Origin of the sequence: Pedobacter superstes (assembly GCF_037622515.1) — a bacterium.
Lineage (GTDB): Bacteria > Bacteroidota > Bacteroidia > Sphingobacteriales > Sphingobacteriaceae > Paradesertivirga > Paradesertivirga superstes.
Window position 1 is genome coordinate 850,775 of sequence record NZ_JBBJCN010000001.1, and the last position, 13,981, is coordinate 864,755.

Consider the following 13,981-nt stretch of genomic DNA (forward strand, 5'->3'; position numbering starts at 1 on the left):
AAAAATAGCCTTATCTGAAACATTTACAGCCTTTTGAAATTATAGAGTAATAAGCAATACTAGATTTGGGAAGATTCGGTACTATATCATTAAAAATTCTGCTGGGTATCATTGGCTTTATAATATTGCTTTTTATACTGATTTTTATATTAATCAGAGTACCGGCAGTACAGAATTTTGCCCGGGGCAAAGCAGTAAATTATCTGGAAGGGAAACTGGGGACTAAAGTTGAAGTTAAACGACTGAGTTTGAACCTGCCCAAACTGGTGGTTCTGGAGGATGTTTATTTTGAAGATCAAAAAGGAGACACCCTTCTTGCGGGCGATACTCTAAAAGTTGACATCAGCCTTCTGAAACTTTTAAAGAATACCGTAGAAATAAACGAAATAGATTTACGCGGAGTTACGCTAAACGTGAATCGCGGCGCCGACAGTGTTTTCAACTTTGATTATATTGTAAAAGCCTTCGCCACGCAAGCGGCTTCTCCGCAGCCAGTGGATACAACTGCTGCTGCAATGAAATTTTCTGTTGATAAAATCAACCTGGACAGAATCCGCTTAAAGTATCAGGATGCACCTACCGCAAACGATGTAAGCCTTTACCTGTCGCATTTTGATACCCGTGTTAAAGAGTTCGACATGGAAAAAATGCGGTTCAACATTCCGAAGTTTAAACTTTCGGGAGTTAATGCGGTAATTATCCAGAGTAAACCAGCTATAAAAAGCGACTCGAAACAAAAAGATATGGTGGAGGCAGCTACTCCCCTTGATTTAGATCTTGTTCTTGGCGCTGCAGAAATCGACCGTGTAAAAGTTAAGTATCGAAATGATGTTTCTGCATTAAACGCTGATATGGACATCGGCAATCTTGACATCGAGTCGGATAAACTGGATATGAAAAAACAGAATATTGATTTAAAAAGCATTAAGCTCGATAATTCGATGTTCAATATTACTCTCGGCACCAAACCTCAGGCTCAGGTAGTTGTGAAAGAGGTGAAAGAAAAAGCTGAAGCCGTGGCTACGTTCTGGGGTTTTAGCGCAGATGATATTCAGCTTACCAACACTCAGCTTCGGTATAATGACCAAAACCTTCCTGTGCAAAGACGGGGAATGGATTACGGACACCTGGATATTAAGAACCTTAACCTTGATGCCAATAATTTCCTGTTTGCGAAAGATACTATTTCAGGTAAAATAAACTCCGGCAATTTCACAGAAAAAAGCGGGTTTCAATTGCGCCGCTTAAGAACCACTTTCTTTTACGGAAATAATAAAACAACCCTTGAAGATCTGTATCTCGAAACAGATAAAACATTAATCAGGAACGACATCAAACTGGCGTATTCTTCGATCGAAGATATTAGCAAAAATCCCGGTGATTTACGGATCGATGCCGATTTAGACAATACCCGCCTTGGCCTCAGGGATGTGTTAGTCTTTATGCCCGATCTGGCTTCTACGGAACCATTCAAAAGCAACTCTGCTGAGGTGCTGCACATTAACGGGAGTGTAAACGGACAGGTTAAAAACCTGTCGATCTCAGGGCTGGAAGTATCGGGCTACCGAAATACCAACCTTAGGGCCTCAGGCAGAATAACAGGCCTTCCGGATATGAATAAAGCATACTTCGACCTGGATATTGACCGATTTACGACCCGAAGTTCCGATATTTATTCATTCGTACCGGCCGGAACCATTCCGTCAAATATCAGAATACCTGAAGCCCTAAGCATGAACGGAACCTTTAAGGGCAGCATGACCCGGTTCAGCACAAACCTTAACCTGAACTCCAGTTTCGGAAGTGCTAAAACTATTGGCACATTCAGCTTTGGCAAAGTTCCGGCATATAATGCCCGCATCAATACCTATAATTTTAATGTTGGCCGGATGATTAAACAGGAAGCCACCATCGGAAGGATAACAATGGGGATGAATGTTAACGGCAGCGGTATGGACGCGAAAACCTTCAGCGGAACCGTGAACGGAAAAGTTATCCGCGCCGAGTATAATAAATACAATTACCGCAACTTAACATTAAGCGCTAATGCGAAGAACGGGGCGATAACGGCAAAAGCGTTTATGACGGACCCTAATATCGATTTCGATTTAAACGCCAGAGCAAACTTCAGAAACAAGTATCCAAAAATTCAGGCTACCCTGGATATAGACAGCCTGAACCTTCAAAAACTGCATTTTTCACCAGATGATTTCCGCTTTCGCGGAAAAATAGTTGCCGATTTAGAAACCGCCGATCCTGATTATTTAAACGGAGAAATATTGCTTACCAACGCTTTAATGGTGACCCAGGGTAAACGCATCGATCTGGATTCGGTTAGCGCAGTTTCGACAGCCAATGCAGACAGTAATACGCTGAAGGTACGCTCGGAATTTTTAAGCGCAAATGCTTCGGGGAAATATAAGCTTACAGAGATCGGCCCGGCTATACAGTCGACATTAAACCGCTATTACAATCCAAACGGAGCCACCGTTATCACCCGAGCGAGTGGCCCGGCTCAATATATGAAATTTGATGCCCGGCTGGAAAACAATCCCCTGGTGCAGCAATTCGTTCCCGAAATAAAGGAAATGTCTACCATTTCTCTGGCCGGAAATTTCAACAATCAAACAGGAGCATTAACAGTTAATGGCACGGCTCCCCGCCTGGTTTACGGAACTTACGATCTGAATAATCTGGCTTTTAATATTAGTCCTGACGCAAACGGAAATACCCTTACTTATTCCGTCGCGCTTAACAAATTCGGCAGCGCACAGTTTCAAATTCTAAACACAAGTCTTACCGGGACCATTCAGAATAATATTATATCCACCGACTTTCAGGTTAAGGACGCAAGAAACCGCCAGCGTTACCGTATCGCTGGGAATCTGCGGGCGATGAAGGCAAACTTCGAATTCAGCCTTTTGCCTGACGGGTTGATTTTGAATTACGATCCATGGATCGTCGGACAGAACAATGCTATTCAATTCGGAAGCAGTGGGATTCTGGCACGGAACTTTACGCTTAGTAACAGCAATCAGCTGATCAGTATCAACTCACAACCCATGGGACTAAACAATCCTATGTCGGTTGATTTTAAAAACTTCAGGATTGAAACCCTTACAGAGATGGCTAGAAAGGATTCATTGCTCGCCGGCGGAACCATCAACGGCAATGCATTGATTCGCAATTTCCAGACCTCCCCTATTTTCACTTCCGATTTAACGGTAAGCGATTTTAACTTCCGCGGGGATACGATAGGAAACATCGCCATGAAAGTTAATAATGAACGGGCAAACACTCTGGCAGCCAATATAGGAATCACCGGAAAAGGGAATCAGGTAAACATGAATGGGTATTACTATATCAATAACAGCAGTTTTGATATGACACTGGATATCGGCACTCTCAACCTTCAAAGTATCCAGGGGTTTACCATGGGTAACATGAAAGATGCAAGCGGAAATTTAAGCGGCCGTCTGGCAATTACAGGTACGGCGGAAGCGCCAAGAATTAACGGCGACGTGAACTTCAATGATGCCGCTTTTAGAATTGGCATGTTCAATTCGCTTTACCGGGTAGATGATGAACGAATCAGTTTTAATGATTCGGGCATAAATTTCAACAACTTCACTTTGCTGGACTCTGCAGGAAATACTGCCAATATTGACGGGATGGTTTACACCAAAAATTTCCTTGACTATAATTTTAATCTCGACGTAAACAGTGACAATTTCCAGGTGCTGAACTCAACAGCTAAAGACAACGAGCTTTATTACGGCCAGTTATTTGTTGACAGCCGCATCCGGATTCGTGGCAGCATGATCAATCCCGAGGTTGACGCTGATCTGAAAGTTCTGGACAACACGAGACTTACGGTCCTGCTTCCGCAGACCAATCCGGGAGTTGTAGAACGCGAAGGAATTGTAGAGTTTGTGGATATGGACGACCCTGAAGTATCAACAGTTTTTACTACCGGTCTTGACTCCTTGAATACGGCTCCTTTAACCGGATATAATGTTGCCTCGACAATCGAAATATCAAAGGAAGCTGAATTTAACCTGATCGTTGACCAGGGAAACGGCGACTTCATTAAGGTTAAAGGACAGGCACAGCTTACCGGCGGTATTGACCCAAGCGGTAAAGTTACCTTAATAGGAAATTATATATTGGAGGAAGGCGCTTACGAACTATCGTTTAATTTCATCAAAAGAAAATTTGATATACAAAAGGGCAGCACAATCACATGGAATGGTGAACCTACCAGCGGCGACATGGATGTAACAGCAATTTATGTTGCGGAAACCGCTCCGATAGATCTGGTACAGTCTCAACTGGCAGGGGCCAGTCAGGCTACGTTAAACACCTACAAACAACGCCTGCCTTTTCAACTCTTGCTTAAACTTAAAGGCGAATTGATGAAACCGCAAATCTCTTTCGACATTGAATTGCCTGAAGGAAATTACTTTGTTTCCGGAGATGTTATTTCGACGGTAAACACCCGTTTAGATCAGTTAAGAGAGGAACCCTCTGAATTAAACAAGCAAGCTTTTGCTCTGGTTTTGCTTAACCGTTTCGTAGCTGAAAATCCTTTCGAGAGCAATGCAGGTGGAACCAGTGCCGAATCTTTGGCAAGACAAAGCGTAAGTAAGCTGCTGACAGAGCAATTGAATAACCTTGCGGGAGGATTGATAGGTGGAGTAGACCTGAGCTTTAACCTGGAAGCTACAGATGATTACACAAGCGGTGAATTGAAAAACCGTACCGATCTGAATGTGGCTGCATCGAAACGCCTGTTAAACGACCGTTTAAAAGTTTCTATCGGCAGTAATTTCGAGCTCGAAGGGCCACAGCGCGCCGGACAGCGTACCAATAATATAGCCGGCGATATTGCGGTTGATTACCAGTTATCGAAAGACGGTCGGTATCTGCTTCGTGCCTATAGAAAAGACCAATATCTTGTTGCGGTAGAAGGACAGGTTATTGAAACCGGCTTGAGTTTTATTTTAAATATGGACTACAACAAGTTTCAGGAAATTTTTAAAAGCAGAACCAAAGAAGACAAGCAGCTTAGAGAAGCGCAGAAAACAGCCGAAAAGGAAGCTACAAAATGAAGGCAGATATCATCAAACATTTATTAATTTTTACGGCGTTCGTACTTGCATCCTGCAGTGCAGTTAAAACTGTACCCGAGGGCGACTATTTATATTTAGGCGGAAATGTTCGAATAGAAGACGGTGATAATACAAGGCGGAAAGAAACCAAGGCACTTGCCAGCGAATTGGAAGGAGTATTGCGTCCAAAACCTAATTCAAGATTCCTGGGTATGCCTTTTAAACTTTGGATCTATAACTTTTGGGGTAACCCTAAAAAAGAAGGCGGCATAGGCAATAAAATTCGCAACAAATTTGGTCAGCCTCCTGTACTGTTCAGCAGTGTCAAGGTTGAATACAACCGCACCCTGGTGCTTAACCGTTTAGAGAATCGGGGGTACTTCCGCTCGGGGGTAACACCCGACACCACCCTGCGAAGAAAACGTGCCCGCTTAACTTTCAAAACAACTACCGGTCCTCAATACATGATAAATACTGTGGTATTTACTACCGACAGTTCGGATTTGGGGAAAGCAGTGAATGCAAGCTCTCCACGAAGCTTTCTTAAACCAGGCGACGGCTATGATCTGGATGTGATCAAAAGAGAGCGCGAACGTATTGATACACGATTGAAGGAACAGGGTTTTTACTATTTCAGTCCGGAGAATATTATTGTACAGGTAGACAGCACCAACAATGAGCACAAAGTTGATTTAATTGTGAATGTAAAAACCAGTACCCCGCTTAAGGCTCTGCAGATTTACAGCATTAACGACATTTTCGTTTATTCAAATTACGATGTTTCTAAAGACTCTACCAGTATCACCGAAGGCATAAAACATCGCGACTTTTACGTAATAGACAGCTCCAGCACGTTTAAGCCGCAGGTTTTTGAACGGACTATGTTCTTTAATAAAGGTGATTTGTATAACCGCACCGACCATAACATGTCGCTAAACAGGTTAATGAGTTTAGGCACGTTTAAATTTGTAAAAAACGAATTTGTAGAAACTCCTGCAAGCGGAGATAATTCACTTGACACGTACTATTATTTAACTCCCTATCCAAAAAAATCTCTGCGTGCCGAATTAACCGGACGCACAACGTCGGCCAATTTTACCGGGACCGAAGTCACACTGAGCTGGAGAAACAGGAACGCTTTCCGCGGAGCAGAACTTTTAACGCTTAGCGCGTATGGCGGAACAGATATTCAGGTCTCAGGAATCAATAAAGGCAATAATATTTTTCGCTTAGGCGCCGAAGCCAGTCTGAATATTCCCAGGTTTATTGCTCCTATAGGTCTCAAATCAAACAGTGCCTTTATTCCGCATACAAAAATAACATTAGGCGCGGACCTGTTAAACAGGTATGAAAGCTATACCTTAAACTCATTCAGAACATCTTTTGGTTACAACTGGAAAGATAATATCAAAAGGGAACATCAGTTAAACTTACTTTCGGCAACTTATGTAAAAGCCTTAAATGTAACTAATGCCTACAGGAGTTTGATAAACACAAATATTAGTTTGCAAAGAGCCATCGAAGACCAATTTATTATAGGTCCGAGTTACAATTTCTTATTTACCAACACCAGTGAAACCCGAAAGACCAACACGTTTTATTATAACGGAAATATTGAGGTAGCGGGTACAATTTTAGGATTAGCAACCGGCGCCAATGTTGATAAAGGACGGGAGAAAGAAGTTTTCGGAACGGTATTTTCTCAGTACGCACGTTTAGAAAATGATTTCAGGCACTACTTTAACTTAGGCTTTGGTTCGCAAATAGCCAGCAGAATAATTGCCGGGATCGGCGTTCCTTATGGAAATTCTGCTTCTCTCCCCTTTATAAAACAGTTTTTTATTGGTGGGACGAACAGTTTAAGAGCTTTCAGAGCTCGTTCTATAGGTCCGGGTTCTTATCTTCCCGATGAGGCCGTAGGTACCACATCTATAGCAGCAGACAGAACCGGCGACATCAAGCTCGAAATAAACACCGAATACCGGCCCAAAATAAATGAGATTATGCGCGGCGCAGTGTTTCTGGATGCAGGTAATATCTGGCTCATGGATGAAAAAACTAAGTATGGAGATATGCCCGGCGCTAAATTCAGTAAAGACTTTCTGAAAGAGTTAGCCGTTGGAACCGGCGTAGGATTACGTTTTGACCTGACATTTTTCGTTCTGAGAACCGATCTTGCTATGCCCCTGCGCAAACCATGGCTACCCCAAGGCGAACGCTGGGTTTTTAAAGATATAAAATTTGCCAACCCAGATTGGAGAAGGGAAAACCTGGTATTTAACCTGGCTATCGGATACCCGTTTTAGGTTAATAGCTCATTTGCCTTTTTCCCCAGTGGTCGGTTACCCCTGTGGTCGGTGTTAAGTAACAGACTTGGTGGTAAGTCGAAGAGCGGTTGGTGACAACACCCACCGCTGGTGAAATAGTACTTTGTGAAAACCTAAACCAATATTATGAAAAGATAAAATAACCCGCACCTAAAGTATTTTCTAGGACTTGAAGGAAAAAAAGACCTCAAATTCACGCGGCTGAGAACTTCATTTGAGAGAGTGCTTCCAAAATTGATAATAAACTTCCCAAAGAATACCGATCAAACCTATTATAAAGTTCGCCTCTCATTTTTGGCAACTGTAGTGTTTGGATTATTTTCCGTAGGCTTGTTGCTAAATCTTGCTTTTTTAATAGCTGGTAGGACTTCTTTCGACAACTTTTTGACGGTAATAATTATTTTCTCCGCTTATTTGTTTCTAATCTTACTGGAATTGAAATTAACAAAATCACGAATCGAAAAGGTTATTCGGAAATACGCCCTAACGCGAGAAGAGGCTTAAATTATAAACATGGCGACTAGAGAATGCCTACCGCTATGGAGAATTACATGGCTTCGGCTAGGCCTCGACCGGAAATTAGACATCAACTCGACATCGGTTACGAATTAGATGACCAATGTGTAATATTAAACGAAATTAGACCCATTTGGCAGAACCCTAAAGAAATTATGACGACCGGATATGCTAAGGCGACATTTGTTAAGAGCAAAACATTTGGAAAATTTATTGGAAACGTGCAAGCAAAAGTGGTGCGCTTATGAGCCTAAACCGTTCGTTAGACAATTAAGCGACTTTTTGAAAACTGTTGACGAGGACAAATATCATTGCTTCAAGGGCTGACAGAAACGCCTCCTAACATCTGGTTTAAGTTAGTCCCGGGTGAGGTGAATCTCGTTCCTTTTCTACTTTTACATTCTAATTTTTTTCGGTGCAGTTTAAATTCTAAGGCAATACCTCATTCCTCCCGAATCTTATCGCGGTGATTTTTGCCCCAATCAATCATTTCCGCTACCATTTTTTGCAAAGTATCACAATAATCAGAAGTAGTATATTCCACGATTGGAGGAGAACTGTCATATACTTTTCGTACGACAAGCTTATTCAGCTCCAGTTCCTTGAGTTCTTTGGATAAAACTTTACTGGTAATACCATTAACACTTCGCTGGATGTCACGGAACCGGCTGTTACCCTCGTGAACAGCTACTAATATCGGCAATTTCCCCTTTCCGTTTATCACATACAAGGTGTCTTGTAAGTGTCGGATTTGTTGTTCAACAGTTATTTTGGCATTTTGTATATCTGGCATCCTTTAGGTAACTGGTATGGTTTGTAAACCAATCGAAGCGTAAATTTACAAAATATTTAAAGCGATATGAATAAGAAACAATTGATACTGGTAGCTGGTGCTGCTGGTACACAAGGAGGAGCCGTAGTGGATGCGCTATTAGCTAAAAATATAGCTGTAAGAGCTATTGTACGAAATAAAAACAGTGAAGCAGCAAAGGCCTTGGCTGCGAAGAATATAGAGGTAGTAGAAGCATCTTTTGATGATGTAAAAAGTTTAACCGAGGCTGCGAAAGGCGCCACGGGGATATTCTCTTTACAAATGGGTTCTCATCCGGGAAATAAGGGAGAGGAAACCCAACACGCAAAAAATTTGGTGGCAGCAGCAAAGACAGCAGGAATAGAGCAGATTGTGCATACATCTGTCGCCCGTGCAGGTGAACACGAAAACTTTGTGGATTGGAATAAAGGCAGATGGGAACCTACTTACTGGGAAGAAAAAGCGGCAGCCATCAAAATTGTTAAATAAGCAGGTTTTTCTTATTGGACAATCATCAAGCCGCCTTTAATTATGGAGAATTTGCTCCCATCTAAGAGTGAAGTGATGTTCCCCACCCTGGCACAAGGCAAGCTGTACACTCTAATCGGTCCTGAAACAAAATTAGATTGGATTTCCCCAGCTGATATTGGTCGTTTTGCCGCTGAAGCATTTGCACAACCTGAAAAATTCAACAAGAAGGAATTTGCTGTTGCCGGTGATAAACTGACACTGTCAGAAATAGCGGAGATTCTTTCAACAGTTACCGGTAAACAATTTGACGAAAAGACAATAACCATTGAAGAAGCTGTAGAATTCGGATTTCACGAATTGGCGGCTCAAAGCTATTTGTGGCAAGAAGTTGAAGGTTATAAAGTTGATCCTCAGGAAGCCGCAGGTTTTGGAATCCAGCCGGAATCGCTGAAAGCCTATTTAGAGAGAAACAAATCGCTGCTTTTGGAAGGATATAGCGAAGTAAAATAAGCAAAGGTCAACCTGTGGATTTTTCTAATTTGAAGAATGAAAGATAGAAAATATTAATTTAATCTGTTTTGGTGAAAACTTAAGCTGCTAAGCTGAAACGGACAGCAAAAAGGCAGCCGCTAACCTTGTATTGGCGTTATGGCGGCTGACGCACAAAAGCTCAACCGTATTAATACTATTGAGCTTTTGTGCTATATTCGGCTGACGGAATTCTATTTACGCAACAACGCCAATGCCCAACGTTATGCACGATCAAAAGCTTTCACTATGACAAAAAGTAAAACAATTTTACCAAACGAATCTGCCGACTTATTCTTAACCGATGGTGGACTTGAAACGACTTTGATTTTCCTGGAAGGCTTTGAACTTCCTTATTTTGCAGCCTTTGATTTACTGAAAGACGAGAAAGGATGTAACGCTATTAGGAATTATTATAAACGATACTTGAAAATTGCAAAAGATTTTAAAGCAGGTTTTATCTTGGAAAGTCCAACCTGGCGGGCCAACCCTGATTGGATTGAAAAAATTGGGTATCCAAAATCTGCAGTATCGAAGATTAATGAAAAGGCTGTTCAACTCCTGGTTGATTTAAAAAGTGAATTTCGAGATGAATTAAATACAATTATTATCAGTGGTTGTGTAGGCCCTCGTGGTGATGGCTATAAACCTGAAACTATAATGACTGTTGAAGAAGCTCAAAAGTATCATTCAGAGCAAATAGAGGCTTTTAGTCATACACCTGTTGACATGATTTCGGCCATTACTATGAATTATGTAGAAGAAGCTGTTGGCATTGCCCGTGCAGCGGGTGCTGTTAACCTTCCTGTAGTGATTTCCTTTACCGTTGAAACCAACGGCAAACTCCCTACAGGAATGAGTTTAAAGGAAGCTATTGAGCAAGTTGATAAAGACGTAAAAGAGCCTCCTCTTTATTTTATGATTAACTGTGCACATCCCACCCACTTTAAAAATGAATTACTCGGGGGGCAAAATGAGCATTGGACAAAGCGCATAAAAGGAATCAGGGCTAATGCGTCTTGCAAAAGCCATGCTGAGCTGGACGAGGCTACAGAATTAGATAGAGGCAATCCGCAGGAATTAGGTAATGAGCATAAAAGTCTAAAACATACATTTAATCAGCTAAATGTTTTTGGTGGATGTTGCGGCACTGATGAGGAACATGTTCTTGAAATTGCAAATCAGGTTAAGACCGTTTAACATGACTGTGCATACCGGCACATTCGCAATAGGCGGGGTTTCATTTTCCATAGACGGTTTTGTGGTTACAGGAAGTTTCAGTGTGCCAAATAAACATTTGTGCTGAAAAGCCCGCCCGTGATTTGGCGCAAGTATGCAGGGCTGCCTGTGTGTGGCATACTTGTGACTGGTTAAACAATCATAGGATTTAAAAGCAACACATCAATCAGTCCTTTCATACCATAATAGGCACCTACCAATACTGCAAGACGAGGTAGAAAAGCTATTAAAAGAATAAAAAGCATTTACCATTTCTGAATTTAGAAAACCACTCAAACCTCCCCCATCCAGAAAACACAGAAAAATTTGCGTAGTCAAATAGCTACATCTATATTTGTAGTCAAATAGCTACGCAATGAATTTAAGACGAGACGTATTTCAAGCCATCGCAGACCCTACAAGAAGGGCTATACTTGTATTGGTAGCTTCACAATCCATGACGGCGGGTGCAATCGCATCAAATTTTGACACAGCAAGACCTACAGTTTCAAAGCACCTTCAAATACTCACCGAGTGCGAATTGCTCAAACAAGAGCAAAACGGCAGGGAAATCCACTATCACTTAAATCCCAAAAAGATGAAAGAAATAGCTGACTTTATCGAACCATTCCGCCAAATGTGGGATGATCGATTTAATAAGTTGGAATCGATCATGAAGAACTATCAATCAAAAAAATAAAATCTATGGAGCCAAAAACAAAAATCAATGCTGAAGACGGCAAACAGGAATTGCTGGTTACAAGGGAATTTGATTTGCCATTGGAATTACTTTTTAAAGCCTATACAGATCCCGAAATTGTTGAACAATGGATGGGAACGAAAGTGCTGAAACTCGAAAATAAAAAGCACGGCAGCTGGCAATTTGAAACAACCGATCCTAAAGGAACTAAACATGGATTTAACGGCGTAATTCATGAGTTTAGCCCCAACCAAAAAATCACGCGTACATTTGAAATGGAGAATACGCCTTTTGAAATCCAGCTTGAGTTCCTGGAATTTGAAAAACTTACTGACGACACCAGCAAACTTACTATGCATATAGTATATAGATCAGTTGCACTCAGAGACCAAATGCTGAAGCTCCCCTTTGCTCAAGGCATAAATATGGCACATAACCGCTTGCAAGATATTGTAAGCAAATTAATTAATGCATTATGACAAAGAGAAATAAAATCATCCCTGCCCGGAGGATCCGTTCAGGCGGGTATTGGATTGCTACTGTCTGGCTGGCCTTAGGAATGCTATCAACCGGAATTGTGCAGGTATTAAAAATGAAAGAAGAGGCAGATATGTTTACGCATTTGGGTTATCCCGGCTACCTTCTGGTAATAATAGGTATCTGGAAGATTTTGGGAGTGGTAACAGTGCTTAGTCCTAAATTTCCTTTATTAAAGGAATGGGCTTATGCAGGCTTTCTTTTTGCGATGTCGGGAGCCATCTTTTCTCACCTTGCCCAGCGGAGATGGCGCCAAAGAATATTTTGGGCCGGTATTACTACTCATTCTCACTGTAGTATCCTGGTATTTCAGGCCATCTGATAGAAAAATCAGTTCATTATCAATAAATTGAATAGCATGAACCCTAAGGTTGATTTTTATTTTAATAAAGCCAACAAGTGGCAGGAAGAAATCAAAAAATTGAGAACGATCGCTCTTGACTGTCAGCTAACTGAAGAATTAAAATGGGGTGTTCCCTGCTATATCCGTCCGACCGGGTCGACCGGGCGGGAGGTCCAAAAAAGTAACATCGTATTGATCCACGTGTTTAAAGAATACTGTGCGTTTCTGTTTTTCAAAGGTGCCTTGTTAAATGATGCCAATGGCATTCTAATACAACAAACGGAGAATGTGCAGGCGGCTCGCCAGATTCGGTTCACAAGTATTCAGCAAATAACAGAGATGGAAGCTATCCTTAAAGCCTATATCTATGAAGCTATTGAAGTGGAAAAAGCCGGTTTGAAAGTAGATCTAAAAAAAACTGCCGAGTTCATTGTTCCAGATGAGTTTCAAAACAAATTAGATGAAATCCCTATTTTGAAAACTGCGTTTGAGGCATTGACGCCGGGACGGCAAAGGGCATATATTCTCCACTTTTCTGCACCCAAACAATCCAAAACCCGGGAGTCGAGGATTGAAAAATGTATGCCGCAAATTCTTAATGGAAAGGGATTAAATGATTAATACTTTCGATAAGAAATAATTAGTCAAAAATCAAGACATTGGCTTTCGGGTTCGGAAAAAACTTAACCAATCCATATCCGATGAACCTGTTCTACCAATAACAGAAAATTATGAGCAACATGAATAGCAATAAAAAAGACTTGTTACCAGATCAACGTGAAGATCTTCTCAGAGTATTGAAAGCCCGTTTTGAGAAAAACACGAACCGCCACAAAGGCATCGAATGGGATAAAGTACAAGCAAAACTGGATTCTAAACATTCGGGAGAAAAGCTGTGGTCACTCAACGAAATGGAAATAAGCGGCGGTGAGCCAGATGTTGTTGGTTATGATACAAAGTCGGGCGAATATATTTTTTACGATTGTTCAGCAGAAAGCCCCAAAGGCCGGAGAAGTCTTTGTTACGACCGGGAGGCTCTGGAATCAAGGAAAGAATATAAACCAGAAAATAGCGCTGTTGATATGGCCGATGCTATGGGCATTAAACTTTTAACAGAAGAACAATACCGGGAACTGCAGAAATTTGGAGAGTTCGATAAGAAAACATCGAGCTGGGTGCAAACACCGACCAATATCAGAGAACTGGGTGGAGCCGTTTTCTGTGATCGCCGCTACAACAATGTCTTCCTGTATCACAACGGTGCAGAATCTTACTATGCAGCCAGAGGTTTCCGTGGCTCACTAAGGGTTTAATTTGCAGACAGCGATTGGAGTGAAATAAAATGACGGTAATTTGGACTCAGATCCACTTTTGTGAATTTTTTTCACAAAAAATGGTAACATGCCATATTTAAATTTT

At 41.5% G+C, this 13,981-nt stretch carries 11 protein-coding genes and 1 pseudogene; 11 read left to right on the plus strand and 1 reads right to left on the minus strand.

Annotated elements, in window-relative coordinates:
- The first annotated feature begins 65 nt into the window (after positions 1 to 65).
- The 4 genes from WG906_RS03680 to WG906_RS19410 all read left to right on the plus strand — a co-directional run bounded on the left by WG906_RS03680 (position 66) and on the right by WG906_RS19410 (position 8,281).
- Complete coding sequence (locus tag WG906_RS03680) at positions 66 to 5,111, plus strand: translocation/assembly module TamB domain-containing protein (RefSeq protein ID WP_339991169.1); 5,046 nt, start codon at positions 66 to 68, stop codon at positions 5,109 to 5,111.
- Positions 5,108 to 7,417: a translocation and assembly module lipoprotein TamL gene (tamL, locus tag WG906_RS03685; RefSeq protein ID WP_339991170.1), complete on the plus strand. Its 2,310-nt coding sequence runs from the start codon at positions 5,108 to 5,110 to the stop codon at positions 7,415 to 7,417. The genes WG906_RS03680 and tamL overlap by 4 nt, the downstream gene beginning before the upstream one ends.
- Before the next feature lie 560 nt (positions 7,418 to 7,977).
- Positions 7,978 to 8,202 (plus strand): DUF3024 domain-containing protein, encoded by a 225-nt coding sequence (locus WG906_RS19530; protein ID WP_489737893.1) that lies wholly within the window; start codon positions 7,978 to 7,980, stop codon positions 8,200 to 8,202.
- A complete protein-coding gene (locus WG906_RS19410; RefSeq protein WP_489737891.1) occupies positions 8,168 to 8,281 on the plus strand; it encodes a DUF3024 domain-containing protein in 114 nt (37 codons plus the stop codon). The genes WG906_RS19530 and WG906_RS19410 overlap by 35 nt, the downstream gene beginning before the upstream one ends.
- Before the next feature lie 115 nt (positions 8,282 to 8,396).
- Here WG906_RS19410 and WG906_RS03690 read toward each other — a convergent pair whose 3' ends face one another.
- A complete protein-coding gene (locus WG906_RS03690; RefSeq protein ID WP_339991171.1) occupies positions 8,397 to 8,747 on the minus strand; it encodes a winged helix-turn-helix transcriptional regulator in 351 nt (116 codons plus the stop codon).
- A 66-nt stretch (positions 8,748 to 8,813) separates the two neighbouring features.
- Between WG906_RS03690 and WG906_RS03695 the strand changes: the two are divergent.
- From WG906_RS03695 to WG906_RS03725, 7 genes and pseudogenes are all read left to right on the plus strand, one after another.
- Positions 8,814 to 9,746 (plus strand): annotated as a pseudogene (locus WG906_RS03695) (NmrA family NAD(P)-binding protein).
- 267 nt (positions 9,747 to 10,013) lie between these two features.
- Positions 10,014 to 10,964 carry a homocysteine S-methyltransferase family protein gene (locus WG906_RS03700; protein WP_339991172.1) on the plus strand — a complete coding sequence of 317 codons (951 nt, stop codon included), beginning with the start codon at positions 10,014 to 10,016 and terminating at the stop codon, positions 10,962 to 10,964.
- 394 nt (positions 10,965 to 11,358) lie between these two features.
- Positions 11,359 to 11,682, plus strand: a complete 324-nt coding sequence (locus WG906_RS03705; RefSeq protein WP_339991173.1) for an ArsR/SmtB family transcription factor — start codon at positions 11,359 to 11,361, stop codon at positions 11,680 to 11,682.
- Positions 11,683 to 11,687: 5 nt separating this feature from the next.
- Positions 11,688 to 12,161, plus strand: a complete 474-nt coding sequence (locus WG906_RS03710; RefSeq protein WP_339991174.1) for an SRPBCC domain-containing protein — start codon at positions 11,688 to 11,690, stop codon at positions 12,159 to 12,161.
- A complete protein-coding gene (locus WG906_RS03715) occupies positions 12,158 to 12,541 on the plus strand; it encodes a DoxX family protein (RefSeq protein ID WP_339991175.1) in 384 nt (127 codons plus the stop codon). The genes WG906_RS03710 and WG906_RS03715 overlap by 4 nt, the downstream gene beginning before the upstream one ends.
- A 36-nt stretch (positions 12,542 to 12,577) precedes the next feature.
- Positions 12,578 to 13,183, plus strand: coding sequence for a YdeI/OmpD-associated family protein (locus WG906_RS03720; RefSeq protein ID WP_339991176.1), 606 nt, complete (start codon positions 12,578 to 12,580; stop codon positions 13,181 to 13,183).
- A 119-nt stretch (positions 13,184 to 13,302) separates the two neighbouring features.
- Entirely contained in the window at positions 13,303 to 13,875 is a 573-nt protein-coding gene (locus WG906_RS03725) for a DUF4256 domain-containing protein (RefSeq protein WP_339991177.1), read from the plus strand.
- Positions 13,876 to 13,981 lie beyond the last annotated feature (106 nt).

Excerpts from the sequence above, each read along its gene's own strand:
- tamL (WP_339991170.1), top strand. The coding sequence starts at position 5,108 with ATGAAGGCAGATATCATCAAACATTTATTAATTTTTACGGCGTTCGTA.
- WG906_RS19530 (WP_489737893.1), top strand. The coding sequence starts at position 7,978 with ATGGAGAATTACATGGCTTCGGCTAGGCCTCGACCGGAAATTAGACAT.
- WG906_RS03690 (WP_339991171.1), bottom strand. The coding sequence starts at position 8,747 with ATGCCAGATATACAAAATGCCAAAATAACTGTTGAACAACAAATCCGA.
- WG906_RS03700 (WP_339991172.1), top strand. The coding sequence starts at position 10,014 with ATGACAAAAAGTAAAACAATTTTACCAAACGAATCTGCCGACTTATTC.
- WG906_RS03705 (WP_339991173.1), top strand. The coding sequence starts at position 11,359 with ATGAATTTAAGACGAGACGTATTTCAAGCCATCGCAGACCCTACAAGA.
- WG906_RS03710 (WP_339991174.1), top strand. The coding sequence starts at position 11,688 with ATGGAGCCAAAAACAAAAATCAATGCTGAAGACGGCAAACAGGAATTG.
- WG906_RS03715 (WP_339991175.1), top strand. The coding sequence starts at position 12,158 with ATGACAAAGAGAAATAAAATCATCCCTGCCCGGAGGATCCGTTCAGGC.
- WG906_RS03720 (WP_339991176.1), top strand. The coding sequence starts at position 12,578 with ATGAACCCTAAGGTTGATTTTTATTTTAATAAAGCCAACAAGTGGCAG.
- WG906_RS03725 (WP_339991177.1), top strand. The coding sequence starts at position 13,303 with ATGAATAGCAATAAAAAAGACTTGTTACCAGATCAACGTGAAGATCTT.